The sequence below is a fragment of the Gemmatimonadota bacterium genome, assembly GCA_026706345.1.
Taxonomy (GTDB): Bacteria; JAAXHH01; JAAXHH01; order JAAXHH01; family JAAXHH01; genus JAAXHH01.
In genome coordinates this window covers 22,992-40,965 of the sequence record JAPOYX010000177.1, presented here as the reverse complement: position 1 = coordinate 40,965, position 17,974 = coordinate 22,992, and the positions used below count along the sequence as shown (strand labels likewise).

At 60.3% G+C, this 17,974-nt stretch carries 15 protein-coding genes; 2 read left to right on the top strand and 13 right to left on the bottom strand.

Features of this window, described 5'->3' with window-relative positions:
* Positions 1-1,086, top strand: a complete 1,086-nt coding sequence (locus OXG98_11895) for a DUF3500 domain-containing protein (protein ID MCY3772705.1) — start codon at positions 1-3, stop codon at positions 1,084-1,086.
* Positions 1,087-1,192: 106 nt separating this feature from the next.
* On the opposite strand, the gene OXG98_11890 is transcribed toward OXG98_11895, so the two are convergent.
* From OXG98_11890 to OXG98_11835, 12 genes are all read right to left on the bottom strand, one after another.
* Positions 1,193-2,260: a hypothetical protein gene (locus OXG98_11890; GenBank protein ID MCY3772704.1), complete on the bottom strand. Its 1,068-nt coding sequence runs from the start codon at positions 2,258-2,260 to the stop codon at positions 1,193-1,195.
* Positions 2,261-2,485: 225 nt separating this feature from the next.
* Complete coding sequence (locus OXG98_11885; protein MCY3772703.1) at positions 2,486-3,430, bottom strand: D-2-hydroxyacid dehydrogenase; 945 nt, start codon at positions 3,428-3,430, stop codon at positions 2,486-2,488.
* Positions 3,431-3,455: 25 nt separating this feature from the next.
* Complete coding sequence (locus OXG98_11880) at positions 3,456-4,562, bottom strand: ankyrin repeat domain-containing protein (protein ID MCY3772702.1); 1,107 nt, start codon at positions 4,560-4,562, stop codon at positions 3,456-3,458.
* 56 nt (positions 4,563-4,618) lie between these two features.
* Positions 4,619-5,221 carry a DUF899 family protein gene (locus tag OXG98_11875; protein ID MCY3772701.1) on the bottom strand — a complete coding sequence of 201 codons (603 nt, stop codon included), beginning with the start codon at positions 5,219-5,221 and terminating at the stop codon, positions 4,619-4,621.
* 101 nt (positions 5,222-5,322) lie between these two features.
* Complete coding sequence (locus OXG98_11870) at positions 5,323-6,363, bottom strand: zinc-dependent alcohol dehydrogenase family protein (GenBank protein MCY3772700.1); 1,041 nt, start codon at positions 6,361-6,363, stop codon at positions 5,323-5,325.
* A 106-nt stretch (positions 6,364-6,469) separates the two neighbouring features.
* A complete protein-coding gene (locus OXG98_11865) occupies positions 6,470-7,270 on the bottom strand; it encodes a nucleoside-binding protein (protein ID MCY3772699.1) in 801 nt (266 codons plus the stop codon).
* 75 nt (positions 7,271-7,345) lie between these two features.
* Positions 7,346-8,221, bottom strand: a complete 876-nt coding sequence (locus tag OXG98_11860) for a phytanoyl-CoA dioxygenase family protein (GenBank protein ID MCY3772698.1) — start codon at positions 8,219-8,221, stop codon at positions 7,346-7,348.
* Positions 8,222-8,396: 175 nt separating this feature from the next.
* The gene (locus tag OXG98_11855; protein MCY3772697.1) at positions 8,397-9,509 is read right to left on the bottom strand and encodes a hypothetical protein; all 1,113 of its coding nucleotides are present in this window, start codon (positions 9,507-9,509) and stop codon (positions 8,397-8,399) included.
* Between the two features lie 74 nt (positions 9,510-9,583).
* Positions 9,584-11,074, bottom strand: coding sequence for a hypothetical protein (locus tag OXG98_11850; GenBank protein MCY3772696.1), 1,491 nt, complete (start codon positions 11,072-11,074; stop codon positions 9,584-9,586).
* A gap of 93 nt (positions 11,075-11,167) precedes the next feature.
* Positions 11,168-12,361 carry a Gfo/Idh/MocA family oxidoreductase gene (locus OXG98_11845; GenBank protein ID MCY3772695.1) on the bottom strand — a complete coding sequence of 398 codons (1,194 nt, stop codon included), beginning with the start codon at positions 12,359-12,361 and terminating at the stop codon, positions 11,168-11,170.
* Positions 12,362-12,421: 60 nt separating this feature from the next.
* Positions 12,422-13,867 (bottom strand): hypothetical protein, encoded by a 1,446-nt coding sequence (locus OXG98_11840; GenBank protein ID MCY3772694.1) that lies wholly within the window; start codon positions 13,865-13,867, stop codon positions 12,422-12,424.
* A 163-nt stretch (positions 13,868-14,030) separates the two neighbouring features.
* Positions 14,031-15,254, bottom strand: coding sequence for an MFS transporter (locus tag OXG98_11835; GenBank protein ID MCY3772693.1), 1,224 nt, complete (start codon positions 15,252-15,254; stop codon positions 14,031-14,033).
* A 952-nt stretch (positions 15,255-16,206) separates the two neighbouring features.
* Between OXG98_11835 and OXG98_11830 the strand changes: the two genes are divergently transcribed.
* Positions 16,207-16,773: a DUF1697 domain-containing protein gene (locus OXG98_11830; GenBank protein ID MCY3772692.1), complete on the top strand. Its 567-nt coding sequence runs from the start codon at positions 16,207-16,209 to the stop codon at positions 16,771-16,773.
* Positions 16,774-16,880: 107 nt separating this feature from the next.
* On the opposite strand, the gene OXG98_11825 is transcribed toward OXG98_11830, so the two are convergent.
* On the bottom strand, positions 16,881-17,330 hold the full coding sequence (locus tag OXG98_11825; GenBank protein MCY3772691.1) for a hypothetical protein: 450 nt from the start codon (positions 17,328-17,330) through the stop codon (positions 16,881-16,883).
* Positions 17,331-17,974 lie beyond the last annotated feature (644 nt).

Sequence of the window (17,974 nt, the reverse complement as noted above, 5' to 3'; positions counted from 1 at the left end):
ATGAGCGACGACCAGAACGGTTTACTGACCAGCGAGCACATCCGGGGCCTGGTTCAGCGGATGGGAGAGGCCGCCGTCGATTTCACGGCCGCCCTGGCCCTGGATCAGCGTGCGAAAGCGCTGTTCCCCTTCGAAGACGATGCCGCACGCACCTTCTGGGACTACGTGCCCCTGGCGAGAAAAGGCCTGCCGCTCGGGGAGATGGACCGGGGACAGCGGCGCCGGGCCCTTCAGCTCGTGGCCTCGGGGGTGAGCGGAACGGGATATGCCACCACGACGACCATCATGGGCCTGGAAGCGACGCTGGATGCCCGGGAAGGCTGGTCTTCGGGCAACTGGCGGGATCCTTCCGACTACTACGTGTCCATTTTCGGCACGCCCTCTGACCGGGATCCCTGGGGGTGGAAATTCGAGGGGCACCACGTTTCCATCAACTATACTATCGCCGGGGGACGGATCGTGGCGCCCACGCCCTTCTTCTTCGGGGCGAACCCCGCCTCGGCCGCGCTCAACGGCGTCGGTTCGCTTCGGCCCCTGGGCAACGTGGAAGACCTGGCGCGGGAACTGGTGCGCGCCCTGGACGAGGAACAACGGCACGGCGCGCTTATCGCGCCGGTTCCGCCGGGGGACATCGTCACGGTGAATCAGCGCTTCATCCAGGAGAACAGGGAGAAACCGGACCGGCTGGCCCGGACGGACGTGCCCTATGATGCGGTGCGGTACACGGAAACGCCTCGCGGCCTCTCCGGGGCGGGTATGAACGACGGACAGCAGGAGATGTTGGAGGCTCTCATCGGCGAGTACATTCATCGAATGCCCGACGCCGTTGCCGAAATCGAATCCGATCTGTTACGGAAGAACGGCGTGGGCGACGTGCATCTGGCCTGGGCGGGCGGCCTGGAAGCCCGACAACCCCACTACTACCGCCTGCAGGGCGGACGGTTCCTGGTGGAATACGACAACGTCCAGAATGACGCCAACCACGTGCACACGGTCTGGCGCAACCCGACCAACGATTTCGGCGCGGACCTGCTCGCCCACCATTACCACACCGCGCACGATCACGGAGTGGAACACCGGCACTGAGCGTTGTATGTTACGCCAAGTGGTAAGAAAATGAATTAGATAAAGATCCAATCAACCAAGAAATATCCAATTTATTAATTCGAGTACTTGAGAGGTTTCTGATCATTTAGTCTGATTCATCAGGCATGACATCAAGAAGTAATACACGTTTCCCTGTTTGAGTACCTTCGATTGTAACCTGTGAGTTCCACATTGGACGCACTATATCGTCCATCATACCTTCTGGTACTTCGACGATATGGGGTGTACCTTGATCGTCAACAATCTTGATTGTGTTGTCTTTATCTCGGGTCGCATCTGCAAAACATAGTAACCCACTTAATTTGATATGTTTAGGTTCAGTAACTTGCTGTTTCGGTAATTCAAAATCTGACATCGAGGGAAGAACAGATGAAGGCGTTTTCACCTCGACTATGCGCTCTTTCCCTTCTCGGAGTGCTGTGAAACCGACCTGTCGAACTCGTTCTCCATCCGGCGCTATTTTCTCTGATAGAGCGATGAAGTTCCGCAAGTAGGCTGGATCACGAATCCGATCTTTTAGTTCAGGAACTTTTGATTGCCCCATTAGTTCAAATAGATCCAGAAACTCATCTATGACGGCTAAGGGCCTATTATCTATTCCATCAATTGACAATTGAGCTGTGGGTCTACCTACCTTTAAGGTCACCGCAAAACTTGCAGATCTTGGAGTAGAAACGTACAGTTGATAGTCTCCTAAAGATTTCCCCACCCTGCCTTTCTCCCTGAAAGGTCTATTGCTTCGCCGTTCGGCAATACGCCGCAGGACATTTGACGAGGTATCAATACGATCTAACAGGTCGACTTGACTAATTAGTCCAAACCCGACCCCCTGACCTGATAAACTCATTTGGATTTCAGTTTCTTCTAGTGTAACACCCCTTAGTAATAGGTGCCGGTGAAAATTGACTTGTTCCATTAGTTCTCGTAACTCGTCAGCGATTTCCTCTTTAGCGACCAAAACTGCAATGGCTACGGCACCATACTCAGTAGCCTGTTCAAGGTCGTTCCATGCTACCACAGACTGACTTGTAATCGTAGGCCAATCTATTGAATGCTGGTTCTGTCGATAACCACGGACCGAAAAAGTCTTGCCACGTTTATGACCATTGTGTTCTAAACAAACCCCACTAGCTTCGGCGATAAACGCTCCCACACTTGGAGAGATAGCTGGAATATCGCCGTTACATTAGGATGTTTAAATCAAGCATTCAGATTCTCAGTTCTACTTTTTTTGCCTGGTGACTGATTTCTAATCTACGAAATTCAACGTTTAGGTCATTCATATTCTTGAAACCGAATAGGAAAACCACAACTGAGGTGGATTAGTAAGTTCAATCTCGTGTGAGAATCCTATCTGCTTAATCTTGTTCCACCCCTATCAGTACCCCTTGCGCTTGTCGATCACGCTCACCAGCGGCAGTCCATCCAGGTAACGCCTCAGGTTCTCGCAGAACAACGCCACGCACCGGCCGTCCCGGTTGGGAGATCCCCCGGCCGTATGGGGCGTAATCACCACGTTGTCCATCTTCCAGAGTGGATGGTCGTCAGGTAGAGGCTCCTGCGGCACCACGTCCAGGCCCGCTCCGCCGATCAGGTCGCCTTCGAGCGCTTCCAGCAGGGCCGCTTCGTCGACGATCCTTCCCCTCGTTACATTGATCAACAACGCGTGGTTGCGCATGCGGGCGAAGGCTGCCCGGTCGAACAACCCTTCCGTTTCCGCCGTCAACGGCGCGCAGACGGCCACGACGTCGGACTGTTCCAGGAGTGCGTGGAAACGCTCCATGCCCCAGCAGGCTTCCACTTCGGGTGGCACTTCGACATCCTCGGGATCCACGGCGACGACGCGCATGCCGAAGGCCGCCGCCCGCCTGGCCATTTCACGGCCTGTTCCGCCCAGTCCCACGATGCCCATGGTCCGGTCCGCCAGTTCCCACGAGGCGTCGCGGATCGGCCAGCGCGGTGCCCAGCCCGGATCGCGGATCGCGGTATGGATTCCCCGGGTCAGAGTGAGCAACAGCGCCATGCCGTGGTCGGCCAGGTGCACGCCCACAAAGCCCTTCGCGCTGCACAGCACCACGTCGCTTTCCACCAGTTCGGGATAGAGCAGTCCGTCCACCCCGGCGCCCCAACTCTGGATCCAGGCGAGTTTCCTCCTTCGCGCGAACAGGGCCCGGGTGATCTCGCCGCAGACTACTTCGATCTCCGGCATTACGGCCAGGGCTTCCTCCTCCGAATCTGTACGTATCACCCGTACGCTCTCGTCAACCCGGCGAATTTCGTCGACCAGTGGTTCGATCAGGTTCATCCTGAGCAGGACGTTCATTGTTTTACCTCAGAGTAGGCGGACATCAGGTTCGTTTCTTAAGATAAGAAGCGCCTTGCCGCGCGATTTCGAAGGCGGTTTTGCCGTTCCTGTTCAGCACGGCCCTGTCCGCGCCCGCGGCGAGCAGAGCTTCCGCGGTCTCGGCGTGTCCTTCGTACGTCGCCCTGTGGAGTGGAGTACGTCCCTTGCGGTCCTGGGTGTCCAGATCGGCGCCGGCCTCCGCCAGCAGCCTCACGGCCTCCGCCCGGCCGCTTTCCGCCGCCAGTTGCGAAGGGGTTCGGCGCGCTTTGTTCCGTGCGTCCACATCGGCGCCATAATCCAGCAGCAGCTTGACGCAGGCCAGCGAACCCGCCCTCGACGCCCAGTGCAGGGGAGTCATCCCGTAAGCGCCGGTCGCCGAAACGGTGCCGGGATCGGCAGCCAGCAGTTTGCCGAGCTGTTCCGCATCGTTCAATCCCGCCGCCGCGCATCCGTCGTACACCGCACCATCCTCGATAAGCATGCGGGCGACTTCTCGCTTACCCTGGTTCCTGGGTGAATCTTCGTCGCCCCAGAGTCCCGGCGCCGCGGCCTCGTGCAGGGAGGTTTCTCCCCGCTCCCCGTTGCCTTTAATAGGTAGTTCGTGATGTTTCCCGGCGCCGTAAGCGATCAGGAGCCTGGCGACTTCAGGAAATCCGCCCCAGGCGGCCCAGTACATGAGGGAGAGATTCGCGGGCCAGCCCGTGTGGGGCTTTTCGACGGAAACCGAGGTGGCGTCCGCCGCGCCCGATGTGAAAACGGCTTCGAGCGTATCCGCGGAGCCCGCCCAGGCCGCTTCGTGCAGTACGTTGTAGGCAATTGGGTCGATGTTAAGCGTAACCCCGCGACCGAGGAGAATGGTTACCGCGCCTCCACAGCCGCGCATTCCGACAATCACCGTGAGCAAGTGGGAGCCTATGTGATCGAGAACAGTCGGATGTTCGGCAAGGATTTCCGCCATCCGCGTCAAGTCCGGTCGGCCGTCCCATCGACCGGGGTCCTGTCCAATGGCGGCTTCGATGAAGCGCTCTTCTGCGTACGTGGTGTCCGGTAACCGCTCTTCACGTAGAAACCAGTTTCGTTGGAACAACCTGATCGCTGGACTGTCTGACACCACGCCTCCCGCAGGCCTGTCGCGCACCGCGCCAACCGCTGTAACGGGTCGAGTCGCTATTCCAGCAGATTGGCGCCGCCGTCGTCCATTTTCCCGGGCTGTCGCCAGTACCGGTACTGCGGGGTCCATTCCGCTTCACCCAGTCCGGCGAGTCCCAGCAGGTTCCAGAGGGAGCAGTACAGGTCGCCGGGGCCGAATACGCAGCTGTTCTTTCGTAGCACCTGGTCGCCCTGCCGTTCGTAGAGCACTGCGCCGGGCATGTTCTCCACGCCTTCCATCACCGTCTGCTCTACGATGTACTCGCCTCCGCCGTGGGAAGCGAGGCGGAAGCGCCAGTTCCTCGAATTGGCGAAATCACGCTGCAAGGCAGGGGGGTCGCCTGAAAGGAGCACGACGGAAATGGCGTCCTCGAGATGGGCAAGCATGCCGTTGAATCCGTCTGCCCACAGCGTGCAGTACCGGCAGCCCTGTCCCATGTTGTGGATGGCCAGCAGGCGGTCACGGCCGGCGAACAGGTCGAGCAGGGTGACCTCTCCGGTCAGCGTGGCGAATCGGTAGTCGGGTACCGGCCGCGGATCGTTGTTTCTCCGCAACTCGTTCAGCTTCGCGGTGAGTTCGAATATCTGCCTTTCGAGCGCAATGATGTCCTTCTCGGCCATGCGTGTGCCTTTCAAATAGCGGCGAGAATCTCGACCGGTGCCGGATGCGGTTTATGAACGCCTTAGAACCGGGCGATGACTGTCAGAACCGGCAGTTGACGTCAGAATCGGTCGATGACCGTTACGCCCGTCTGGCTGAAGCGGCCCATGGCCTCCAGTTCGGCGCCGGCGTCTTCTAGGGCAACGGTCTTGCCGACCAGGCGTCCGGGGCGTAGCACGCCGGATGTGATCATGCGCAGCAGGTCGGCGTACCGGTGGGCCGGCATGCCGTGGCTCCCCACGATTTCAAGCTCTTTTGCAATTACCGCGTTCATGGGAATCGAGACATCCGCCTCGTCGGCCAGCGTCAGGCCGATCTGAACGTGACGGCCTCTTTTTCGAAGACAGCGGATGGAATTCCGGCTGGTGACCCTGCTGCCGAGGGCGTCGATCGAGATCAGGGCGCCGCCGCTCGTCTTCTCCCGTATTTCCCTGACCACGTCGGGACTTGTCCGGGCGTTCACCGTCATCCCGGCGCCGAAGTCCCTCGCCAACTGCAACCGGTCGTCGTCTATGTCCACGGCGATCACCGTGGCGCCCAGGGCCTTCGCGATCATGATTGCCGACAACCCCACGCCACCGCAGCCGTGGATGGCCACGCTGTCGCCGCCGGTGACCCGGCCCTGGTCCACCACGCCGCGGAAAGCCGTCATGAACCGGCAGCCCAGGCTCGCCGCCTCGACGAAGTCCAGTTCGTCCGGCAGGCGGACGAGATTCACGTCGGCGTACGGCATGGCCACGTATCCGGCGAAGGCGCCCCATCCGGAAAACCCCGGCTGGTACTCGTTGTCGCAGATGTGGTGATTGCCGGCCAGGCACTGCGCGCAGACGCCGCATCCGCCGCAGAAGGGCACGGTCACCCGGTCCCCGACCCGCCAGTTCCGCACCAGGCCGCCCTTTTCGACGACCACACCGGCGAATTCGTGCCCCGGCACATGGGGCAGCCGGATCGACGTATCATGACCCATCCATCCGTGCCAGTCGCTCCGGCAGATCCCGTTGGCCCGCACCTCGATCACGACGCCGTCCTCCGCCGGTACGGGATCAGGGACTTCCCGCACCTCGAGGGGCGATTCGAAGGCATCCATTACGGCGGCTTTCATCAGGATATCCAAAGGTTGGGCGGGAGCCTCGATGACCGAAGAGTCACCGGACACTCCCGCCCGGCAATCCGGTGATTGACCATGAAATCGGCGTGACAGGGCCGTCCTAGAGGCGCCAGACCACCAGAAACTGGATGGTGTTTTCGTCCTCGTCCGTGCCGAGCTTATTGCGCCAGTACTGGTACTCGAATCCGAGCAGAAACTGATTGGGTTCGTTGGCCATGGCCTGGCCGAGATCCCAGACAAACTGCGGCTGTGCGAGGATGGAGCCGTCGTAACGGCCGCCGAGTTCGTTCGATCTGCTCCCGATATATTCCATGTGACCCATAATCGCGAAGGCCTGTTCTCCTATCTTGAATGGTGCGGCCCAGTTCACGTCGAACGTAAAGCTGTTCCCTTCCTTCGGCGCACCATCCTTCTTCACGCCGAAGTTCCGGTCGATATAGGCGGTGAGATCGGTATTCAGGAACAGGAAGCCCGGAATATCCCACGACGCCCGGAGCCCCGGCAGAAACTTGAACACCTTCGCATCGGCGCCCATGTTGATTCCGGCGATAAACGCGACATCGGAAATCTTACCCAGACGCGCTTCCGTCTGCTTCAGCTTGCCGATGCTCAGGGTTGGATACCATTCGGCGTAGAAATCACGGTCGTTAAATCCGTCCCTCGTCCTGTCAACGATATAGTCAAGGAAGAAGAAGCTGTCCCCAAGCTTCCATTGAGACGCCTGTTGTACGGTGAGCACCAGGGACTCCACGCTCTTTTGCGCGAAGGGATTCCTGAGTTTCCCCGCCTGCAGGTGAAATTCGGTCTGCGCGGAGGCCGTGCGGCCCGTAGAAATCGAGGCGGCCAGCATCACGGCCATTACTGCGGTACGCTGGATGCTACGCAAGGCAGTACCCGCCATACTGATGTCCCTTCCTGGGGGTGTCCGTCCCCGATTTATCCCGCCGGCAACTTGTGAAACCCGGGTTGAGGCAGTTCAATCTCCCCACCTGTCCGGATTGATCCCCGGCGCTTCGCTCTTCATCCCCTTGGGCTTGTGCGGCTGCTGCCATTCCAGACCGGTCTTGTTCGGACTCTGAAGAAAAGGTCTGGCCTGGACGGGCGCGGCGGCCACGTCCCCCGGATCCCACTCCTCCATGGGCTGGACGGGCCCGGACCAGGCCGGACGGTAACCGAACTGAATCAGTTCCCGGGGTACCGTATCACGGTTGGGATGGGTGCCGTGAAAGACATCCTTGGGAATGACCAGGGCCGACCCCGCCTTCGCGCACAGGGTCACCTCCTGGGGATGGGACTTGTAGCGCACATACGGATTGCCATGGGCGTGAAAGGACAGGTGCGAGCGTGGAACCACCCGGAACGGCGCCCGTTCAGGGGGCAGATCGTCGAGGTAGTAGAGCACGCGCACCAGCCTTGGTGAACTGCCCTCGTAGCTGAAGATGGAGGAGCCGTAGGGCTGGCCGTCCGTGTGCATGGAAATGGGTGGCGAACCCGAGAGCGTCCGCGTGAACAGTCCCCGGGTAAACACGATATCGGGCCCCATAAGCGCTTCCAGAAACTCGATCATGGGTGGATGGCCGATCAGTTCGGCCATGGCCGGACTGAGCCACTGGGCTTCCAGGCAATAGGTCTGGCAATCACTGTAATCTTTGCACTCCATGGGCACATCGGCCAGATCTGCCTTCAAACGCGCGATGTGGTCGTCGTCGAGCATATCCGGCAGGTGTACGTAGCCCTCGACCTCAAGATGACGGATGCGCTGGGCCGTGGTAAAGGACCCGAAGTCCGTCTCGTCGATATGCATGAAACCGATCTCTTCACGCGGATCGATTCGAACCGTGGCGCTTTCCATGATGCGCTCCTTGATGACCGGTTGCCGATGATCCTGTTATCTGAGAAAACTATATGGAATCCCTGGAAGTTATCAAGAATTTTCCGCATGGACTCCACGTGTTTTTCGACACGGGGAAAGCGTTCCGCCGAAGGCGTTGCCTGGATTCCGAGTCTGGTATGGGAACATTCGCGTTTCACGCCCGCGTGCCGAAATGCCGGCGCACGAAGTCCCAGGCCGGTGTCTTGTAGAACCGATGTCCCCCTTCTCCGACGGCCAGCTCGCATTTATCCTCGGCGGCTGCGGCCGCGTAGACGGCCTTGAGCCGGTCAAAGGCGGCATGGACGTGGTCGATGGGGAAAATGGGGTCATGCCGACCGGCGATTGCGCAGAAGGGCCGGGGAGCGATCAGACCGGCCACGTCGTACATTTCGCCCAGCCGAAGCATGCCGGGCACATAGTTGCACTCGCAGTGGCGAATCATCCCGATGCTGCCCACGAACGTGCAGAAATAACACCCCGGCATCGAGAGGGCGATCCGGGTTTCGCAGGCCGAGGCAAAGAGGGATATCGTACCGCCGCCCGAGTTGCCCGTAATGGCGATGCGATTGGCGTCGATTGGCAGATTGGCGACCGCCCAGTCGATCAGGCGGGACGTGTCCCACACGCGTTCGCCGATGGGCGTTCTTCCGAGCAGCAGGTCGTGAACAAGCTGGTCACGGCAGGAGTGCATCTTATCATCGCGGATGTCCTTTGCCGTGCGCGTTTCCCCGAAGGCCCGTGTGGTCGGCGCGATGACGATGTGGCCTTCCTCGGCGGCCGCCTGCCGGGCGATGTCGCGCTCGCCCTCCATCATGTGCGCCTCTTCCGCATCATCCCGGGCAATGCCCACGTATATGTGCGGATGGTTGTGGCCGTGGGGCACGAGGGGAAGGCCCCCATTCTGGTCCGTCCCGTCCGGCCTCCCGTCTCCATACTTCACTCCACTGGGCAACAGGAGGTAGAACGGCAGCGGCACCGTTGGTTCGACCCAGAGATACCAGCGTTCCCGCACATGACTGCCCAGGTCGGCGGATTCGAGCCGTTCGGCCTTTGGCACCCAACCCGAGAGATCCGATGCCATGTTGTCCAGGCCGAGGGCTTCCCGCAGTTTCGGGCGAAAGGCGGCCTGCCAGGCGGACAGTCCGTCCGGGTCCGACGCCCTGAAGGCGAACTTCTTCGGGGCGTTTTCGTACAGCATATTCAGGTGTTCTTCGTTGTCATAGGGCTTGGACGTGCAGGCCGCCAGCTTGCCAGACCGGTTACTCATCATGAACTCCGTTGTTTGTCATGAAGACCTGATTCGCGGCGCGGTTGTGGCGCGTGAGACGGTGTGCCGGCGTGTCAGCGATACCCGAAGATCATCGGGAAAACGGCCACGACGAACGCCGCCCATGTGGAGAATACAGGAAGATAACCCGTCTGCCAGCGCTCCACGGCCGAGAATGGGTCCCGGCCTCGCACAAAACCGAAGTACAGGCGGGCCGTCCACGCCAGGTTGATGAACAGGATGATGTTCAGTCCCAGGGCGCACATTCGGTTCGGGGTAATGCCGAATTCGGCGATGCGCGCCGTCATGGCCGCCAGCACGAGGACGTCTACGACCAGGGCGGCTGAAATGAGCGCAATCTGCAGGCCGTCAAATACGCCCGGCGGCGCTTCGGGGGCTCTTGCCGAGACCGAATACAGCACGAGTCCCAGGACGACGATGAGCAGCACATCGAAGGCGATCAGTATTTCGCGCTGTACGTCGATTCCTTTTCCGGTCCACACCAGGACCACGAGAAAGGAGAGGAGCATCAACGTGAAAAGCGGCGTGAAAATCCGCGTGAGGACCGGCGCAACCTGCTCGATGGCGCCCTGCCCGGATTCTACGAGCCAGGCCGCTACGACGATCGTGCCCATCGCCCCGCACGGAAGGATCCAGGAGGCGGCCGCCCATCGCAGGTCCACGCCCAGTGCGTTAAACAGCGTCAGCGTAATGCCGGTGAGCACGCCGCCGCCCAGGGCGATGAGCACGAACAGGATGAAGAGCTGCCCGCTGAACCGCACGAAATCCATGCGCAGTCCGGGCGTCCGCCAGTCGCCGCCCGCGAATGCGAAGCCCACGACGAGCCAAAGGGCGATGGGCGCGTGCAGCGTGGTAAGTATCGCGGTATCGCCGCCCGGTTCGAAGGGAAAGATGTTGCACAGCAGCATGGCCACGAAGAAGGGCGGAATCAACCAGCCCCATCGGGCAGAGTCCATCCCGCGTTCCCACGCGAAATAGGCAGTCACAAACGGAAACACGAAGAAACTGATGTTGAGCGCGTAGAACTGGTTGACGTCATCGTCGTCGAATGCGTAGCCGAACAGCGCAGGGACCTTGATTGCCAGTGCAGCGCCCGCGGCCAGGCATAGGACGAGGACCCATTCCGCCGGTCTGTGTCTGCCTTTTTCACGGGCGGTGCTTTTTGCGCCTGCCTCCCCATCGGACGAATGCGTGCCGCCGGTATCGGCCGCTCCCTGTGCTGACTTGATTCCGTCTGTATCCACACTGTTTAAATCGGCGTCACCGGAGGGAAATTCTCCGGAGGGAGATTCTCCGGAGGCCGATTCCATGAACTGCATGGCGAGATCCCGGACGTATGCGCGAGACGCCGGGTCAGAACGGCCGAGCCTCTGCACGGCGACCTGAAAGGCTTCATCGGCCGATAGACCGCGTTGCATGAGATCGGCTGCCTGGCCCCTGAGCCGGACTTCGAGCGCATCCAGTTCCGGCGCCGGAACCGACCCCTGCCGTTCCACGTATGCCCGCCAACGGGCGACTGCGATTTCAATCTGATGTTGGTTCAAGGTGCTGGTCCGCGGGTTACGAATAGACCTGAGCCTTCCGATGCTCCGTACTGTATACTAACGCTGGCCGACCCGGGACGTTCCAGGACGAAGTCAGTTCCGGCCAGGCGGATCACCGAGATCCGGTACGGGGAGCAGTTCTCCGCCTCTTAGCGAGGATTCGTGCGCCACGAGACCGGGAAGCATGTACCGGGCAGCGTCCCACGCGTTGTTGGGGGGCAGTGCCCTATTGACACAGGCGTTCACGAAATCGTCGACCAGGAACTGGTGGCTGCCTGCGTGGCCGTTGGGCAATCCGGCGAAAGCGGCCGGCAGCCGATCAACCGGGTGCACCTCGGAGACGCCGAGATGGGTGCCGTCGGATGCGGTCACCTTACTCATCGGATCACTTCCCTGCGCGGACGCAGGCTGGCCGGTGCAGGCGAGCAGGTCACCGAGGCGCTCTACCAGTTCCCCGTCCTTGCGAAGCCAGGCCGCTCCGCTTGCAGATTCTTCGAAACCGCCCTCGGTGCCCTGGAGGCTCATGCGCACGCAGCCCGAGTGGCCCACGCGGCGGAACTCGTTGATGCGGCAGACACTCCCGTCGGACATGCTGTACAGCGCGCTCTGGTTGCTGAAGGGATTGTCCCAGTCATTGGCCGCGTAGATACCGTCCTCGTGCCGGTCACGAAATCCCTGGCAGGATACCCGGGTCATGCGCGCGCCGGTTACGGAAATGATCTGGCTCGTCGAATGCGTCGGATAGTACATGGGGGGAATGCCGGCCGTCTTCCGCCAGTGATCGCCGCCGCGCCAGCGCGCCACGTCGTAGAGGCCGTGATCCCAGTCGTGGTAGTACTCCGCCTGGCCGTATACGATCCGGCCAAAGGCGCCCCGCGCGAACTGATCCCGGCAATACAGTACCCCCGGATAATAGTAGCTGGTCTCGCCGAGCATGTAGACGGCGTCCGAGGTATGGGCCGTGGCCACCAGGTTTTCGATTTCGGCCACGCTGATCCCCGGCGGCACGGCCGAGTACACGTGTTTTCCGGCTTCCAGGGCCTGGACGGCCTGGGGACCGTGAAGCCAGTTCTGGGTAAAGAGGCACACGGCGTCCACGGCGGTTCCGCAGAGGTGATCGAGGGAGGGGCTGGTGTCCCTGATCTCGAAACGGGCGGCCGAACGGACCAGTTTTTCGGCGTCCAGATCGCACAGCACGACCCGCTCCACAAGCGGGTGCGCCTTGAACAGGGGGATGAATGACTGTGCGAAAGCACCTGTGCCAACGAAACCGACCTGGAGGCCCATATTCACCTCACGACGCTCGCAGGCGCCCCTGGTGGCCCGCCATGTTTCCCACTGTCTGGCTTATTCGCCATTTGTTCCGAGGAGATTGCGCAAGAACACCAGTGCACGTGGAATAGCGCTTGGCATCGACGTAATATCGTGCGTGCCGCCCGGGTAGATATAGGCCTCGAACTCCGGCGCACCACGCCCAATCTGTTCCATGGTCCGTATCATGGACTCGGCCTGGGTGACGGAAACCACCCCGTCCATGTCGCCGTGGTGGACCTGCAAGGGAGGCATATCCTCGACAAACAGGATGGCGGACCGGCGGATGAGCGCCAGCCGGGCATCCTGGAGCGAAATGTCTCCCGTCCACCACGGCACGACGTACGTGGCGCGCAGGTATTCGACGCCCGGCAGGTCGACCGTCACGCCGCTCACCAGGAGAATGGCGATGTCGCGCGCCCATTCGTTCTGGAAATCCGTCGGTCCGAAGAATGTGATGACCCCCGCGATACGTTCGTCCCGAATCCCCATCAGCATCGCCACGCCGCCGCCTCTACTGGCGCCCACCACGAAGTACCGGTCGGTTTGGGCTTCCGGTATGGTCTCCATGGCGAGGTTGGTCAGTGCCAGCGCGTCGTCCACGTCGTGGTCCCACGGACTGGCCGGACCTTCCGATCTCCAGGCCCGGTCCCCGTATTCGAGCGGCTCGTCCCGGAACGATGGGATCAAGTAGATGAAATCGTCCGTCCTTTCGCCGAGGGCGACGGTCAAAATGAAAAGCGTGCTTTCCACCGACACTCCGTCATCGCCGCCATGGGCGAATACCAGTATGGGGAGACCCTCATTGTCGGCGCCGTCAGGCACGATGATGGCGCCGTAATGACGCACGCCAGCGACCTGGTGCGATACGATGCGCAAGGTGGTCGGACTCCCGCCCATGCTGTAGGCTTCTTCAAGCTCGATCATGCCGCCGGCCGCCGAGAAATCCCGCGAGGCCCAGTCGGCGCGGACCGCCGACAATTCGTCCTCTTCGGCTGGCGCGAACAGGACGTCGAGTGAGTCTTCCACGGAGACCGCGTGGCCGCTCACGTTGACGGAGGCGCTTGAAGCACTGACGGTCAGCGTCTGCAGTCCGGAAGCCGATCCGAGCGTCCAGTTCATTGCAACTCTTCCGTCCGGACCGGTTCCGGCGGTTGTTGGTTCGGTAACGCCGTGACTGGGCGCGAACAAGACGAGCGCGCCGGGCATGGGCCGTTCTTCCTCGTCTAGCACCTGTACCACGACCGGTTCCCGCAGGCTCGAACCGGCAAGCGCGCGCTGACCGTCACCGGAAACGACACGTATCTTGGCGGCCCGGGGCGGGTCCGCGGGGGCGGGTGTGGTCGGTCCTTCCCCGCCGCAGGAAACCAGGACGGCCAGGGAAAGGAGCGGCGCGACTGCGGAAAGGAAATACCGGAGGTAGCCCGCGGTTACTGGACCGGGGATGGATACAGGCCGCGATGGGTTGTCATATGGATGCATATGCTTGCTCGGTGGTAAGTGCAACGGAATGTAGATGATTCGTCCTTCTCGGTGCGAGTCTGGTATGTCGGTGGGCATGTAATGTACGGTTCGGCCGCGGAGATATAAAGCGTCAATTGCAGGAGCCGATCAAATAGTTTGATTTGTTAAGTAATCTACCCTATCAACCTGCGTGCTGCGCGGTGATCTGGGAAGTTTCGCTCGAGATCGGCACCCGCCGAAGCCAAACAAGGCACAGGATGCCCACCACGGCCAGTACGCCATTGAAACTGAATACCCGGATCCAGGCCGACTGCGCGCCGGAAAGGTCCAGTATCGACCCCGCGATTACGGGCGCGCCGGTTCCCACGACAAATCCGATGAAGGACTGCACGGCCTGTGCGGAGCCGACCAGGTTTTTCGGGGCGAGTTCGGTGACGGCCGTCGAGTAAATAGCGGAATCGGCAGCCGTAAAAATCCCGTACAGGAAACCCAGCGCTACGAGCCAGGCGATTGGCAGTCCGACCAGCCAACCGGCGAGAAACGAACAGATCCCGCTTGCCGCGAAGATCAAAGTCGCCGTCCTGATTCTCCCGAACCGGTCCGACATCCATCCGCCCAGAAGCACGCTGAAGATGCCGGTCATGAACATGAAGCCGGCCAGCGTGGCGGCGCGCGAAGCGGCCAGGTCCGAGTCAAAACCCCCCGCCATAAGCGTGGCTACGAGAAGCAGCGGCAGCCAAAGGCGTGCCACGAAGAGCTCGGCCGTGTGTAGCGCATAGGCCATGATCACCAGCATCAACCGCCGGTCTCGAAGCGGCGCCAGGGACAGCCATCCGGCCATTGGCGTGATTCGTTCACTCCGGGGCGTAACAGTTCTTTTTTCAAAGGCCAGCAGCAACGTGACCGCGACGCCGGCGAGGCCGGGCAATGTCGTGGCAAGGTAGGCCGGTTCCCAGCTTTCGAACAGATCCAGCAAAATGCCCATGAGCACGTACGAAACCGTCGTACCCGCGTATCCGGAACTCACGAAGACCCCTACGGCCAGGCCGCGTCCCCTTTCGGAGAATCTGAGCGAAGCGAGCCGGATACCCGTGATGTACACGCATACATGCCCTACTCCGTAGAGGAACCGCAGCGCGCTCGCGGTCCATAATCCTTCCGCCAACAGGGGGAACAGCACGGCGCTGATGGCCGTCAGGGCTATGCCCGCGAGCATGATCACATACGGCCTGAACCGGTCGGTAAAGGGTATGATCAGCAGGGAGGAAGCCGCGTAGCCGGCCAGATAGGCCGAAAAGACCACGCCCGACTGCGTATTGTTCAGTCCCCATTCCTCGCGAATGAAGGGAAGGGACGCAACGTAACTCGAGGAAGACAGCAGCACGAGGAACAGCGACGAACTCATCGCCGCCAGCCAAGCGATGTCCGCCCAGGCGGTCTGTGCGGTGCCGTTTCGACGTGCGCTGGTGTTGTTGGATGAACTGGATGAAAGCAACGGTTTATATTAAGGCGGGTTCCATGCGAGCTTCTCAAACGTCGGGTTTTGAAGGTATGATACCCAGTAGTCCGGTAAATCTCAAGGTGCGTTCATTTTCATAGTCCGGTTGCTGCATGGTTCGGTTGTTTTATAATCTGGTGGGGTGTATCGCGATCTGCCGTCTCGTCAGCCGCTACCCAGAGGTCACCGCCAGTCGGGGCTACGTCCGGTAACCGGCCGGTGGACTCTGAAGCTCAGCGCATTCCGAGTTTCTCGCCGCGGCGCAGCAGGTCGAGGGTCTCTGCGAGCCGACGGGCCCGGGTCTCCTTGCGCTTCGCGACGCCGATCCAAGTCGTATAACGACGCTGTACCGAGGGAATGAGGCCGGTCCAGCCGTCGCGAGCCAGGGCATCCTTCTCAAGGGCGGCGAGGAATTCCGGCGGAGTCTCGACTGTCGGCGGTCCAGCATCCTGCTCCCAGGCTCCGGAGCGGACGGACGAGGTAACAGCTGCCTCGCCAGCGGCGCCACGCATGCTGGTTGCGGGGGTGATGCGTTTCCCGGGGAGACTGACGAGGCAATGCATAGGCGTCTTTGATACTCGGATGCGGTCAGACAGCAACCCGACTTGTAATCAGACGGACGATATTGTAGCTTAAATCCGGAAACTGCGTGTTGCCGGGATGGATGAATCCAGGTAGCACTCTTCACAGTCAAAATACATAAAAGGTCTCGCTGTTACAAGATTCTGGCTGGATTCTTGCACCGACTATTCGGGCGAACGACTCGGGTCCTTCCCTTTACCTGGCTTGGCAAGCCGGACGGTGCGCAGCAGTTAATAGAATCCGGCGCGTAGTCTAACGTGTATTGCTGGGGCACTTTATGACCACAAATAACAATCCCGACAAAACCTACCTTGCCCTATTGCGCGGTATCAACGTCGGCGGCAAGAACATTATCAAGATGGCGGATCTCCGGAGCTGTTTCGAGGCCGAAGGCTTCCGTGGTGTCGTCACCTATATTCAAAGTGGAAACGTGATCTTCCATTCGCCTTCATCCGGGCTCAGGACCCTGACGAACCGAATCGAGGAAATGCTCGCCGCGGCGTTCGACTACGAAGCGAGTATCGTGTTACGCTCACGAAAGCAGATGCGGGCGGTGGTCGCCGCCGCGCCGCCGGGTTTCGGCGAACAACCGGAGACGTTCCGCTACGACGTTCTCTTCCTGAAGGCTCCTCTTACAGCACCCATCGCCATGGAGAGTGTCCCCACCAGACCCGGCGTGGATGAAGCCTGGATCGGCAGCGGTGTGCTCTACTTCTCGAGACGCATCGACCAGGCCTCGCGCAGCTATCTCAGCCGCCTGGCGTCGATGCCCGTGTACCAGCGCATGACCGTCCGCAATTGGAACACGACGACCAGGTTGCTCGAGCTCATGAACAAAGACTGAATCTCGCCAACCTGTCCGATGCCGGTCCGAGTCCGTTCCTTATGGTCTACCGTTCGCACATTTGAGCAGCGCTGTCCGGGTTGAGCGACGCGCTTGACGGCAAGCCGTCACTCGGCGATGCACCGTCCATCTTTAAACACCAAAGCCGGTATGTTGGGAATCGAGCAGTCAGAAACGTACCCATAACGCTCATTCATCTCAGCTTCAAAGGCGTCATACGCCGTCAGCCGCTCGGCCAGTGCCGTCGAATCGGTGGTCGATACGGAGTAAACTATGTACTCCCAGGGACCACCGCAGGGCTTGGAGCCCAAGGCCGCGTAGCGGCAGTCTGTAATCGACGTGCCCGCAGCGTCGCCGACGAGCGCGTCGATTTCCTGTCGCATCTCTACTATCCGCGCACGGTCGCCTTCCTCGGTCCGCTGTTCGCCGTTCTCGGCCGGCTGTTCGCCGTTCTCGGCCGGCTGTTCGCCATTGTTGTCTGCTCCAACGACAGGATCGCGGTCGTCACAAGCAAGGAGGGAAATGGAGATCCATACCGCCGCAACCAGGTATCGCATGGACTTTCCTTTCTGTCAGAAAAGAGTCACAGTCCCCACTAAGTAGGACGCCTGATTTGGCGAACGGTTCCCCTTCCAAAGCTACGGATTCATCACGACGGCGGATTCTTGAATCCACCGCAAAGCCGATCGGTAGACCAGGCCCGCGGATCAGCCCCCATGATTCCTTGAAACAGATTCGAATTCCAATCTACTGATCACACCCTCTACTCTTCCTAAACGGGTATTCATATCATGCACTTCTTTACACAGGTCTTTAATGTCATCCCTGGAAGCCATTTTCCCACGTATGAAGAACAACCAGCCGAGAATCAAGCAGACCCCGGTGGTTACAGGCATTATCCAATCACTCATGTCGACTCCTCTACTGGCTCCGGTCTCTTCTCCCTGATGAGGCGCGGCTTCCTCGTTCGCAGGGTCCTTAATTCAGCCGCCTGCCGATTCCGCGCGTGAAGTCCCCGGATGAGTATTTAGTAGTCTTAACAACATCTGTTCTCGAGTTTTAGTTCCATTCCTCATCTTCCGGTACTTCCACGCATTGTGAAGGTGATTGATATCTACCGACGGAGTTACAGGGCTCTAGGTGGTGTTTCAGTCCTTTTTTCGTTGGATTCCCTGCGCAGACCCCCTATGGTTTCAGGATG

What these genes read in the sequence shown, in the direction of transcription:
- OXG98_11845 (MCY3772695.1), bottom strand. Translation starts at nt 12,361, where the DNA reads ATGGGCCTCCAGGTCGGTTTCGTTGGCACAGGTGCTTTCGCACAGTCA.
- OXG98_11865 (MCY3772699.1), bottom strand. Translation starts at nt 7,270, where the DNA reads ATGGCGGGTACTGCCTTGCGTAGCATCCAGCGTACCGCAGTAATGGCC.
- OXG98_11885 (MCY3772703.1), bottom strand. Translation starts at nt 3,430, where the DNA reads ATGAACGTCCTGCTCAGGATGAACCTGATCGAACCACTGGTCGACGAA.
- OXG98_11860 (MCY3772698.1), bottom strand. Translation starts at nt 8,221, where the DNA reads ATGGAAAGCGCCACGGTTCGAATCGATCCGCGTGAAGAGATCGGTTTC.
- OXG98_11855 (MCY3772697.1), bottom strand. Translation starts at nt 9,509, where the DNA reads ATGAGTAACCGGTCTGGCAAGCTGGCGGCCTGCACGTCCAAGCCCTAT.
- OXG98_11835 (MCY3772693.1), bottom strand. Translation starts at nt 15,254, where the DNA reads ATGAGTTCGTCGCTGTTCCTCGTGCTGCTGTCTTCCTCGAGTTACGTT.
- OXG98_11830 (MCY3772692.1), top strand. Translation starts at nt 16,207, where the DNA reads ATGACCACAAATAACAATCCCGACAAAACCTACCTTGCCCTATTGCGC.
- OXG98_11875 (MCY3772701.1), bottom strand. Translation starts at nt 5,221, where the DNA reads ATGGCCGAGAAGGACATCATTGCGCTCGAAAGGCAGATATTCGAACTC.
- OXG98_11870 (MCY3772700.1), bottom strand. Translation starts at nt 6,363, where the DNA reads ATGAAAGCCGCCGTAATGGATGCCTTCGAATCGCCCCTCGAGGTGCGG.
- OXG98_11840 (MCY3772694.1), bottom strand. Translation starts at nt 13,867, where the DNA reads ATGCATCCATATGACAACCCATCGCGGCCTGTATCCATCCCCGGTCCA.
- OXG98_11825 (MCY3772691.1), bottom strand. Translation starts at nt 17,330, where the DNA reads ATGCGATACCTGGTTGCGGCGGTATGGATCTCCATTTCCCTCCTTGCT.
- OXG98_11895 (MCY3772705.1), top strand. Translation starts at nt 1, where the DNA reads ATGAGCGACGACCAGAACGGTTTACTGACCAGCGAGCACATCCGGGGC.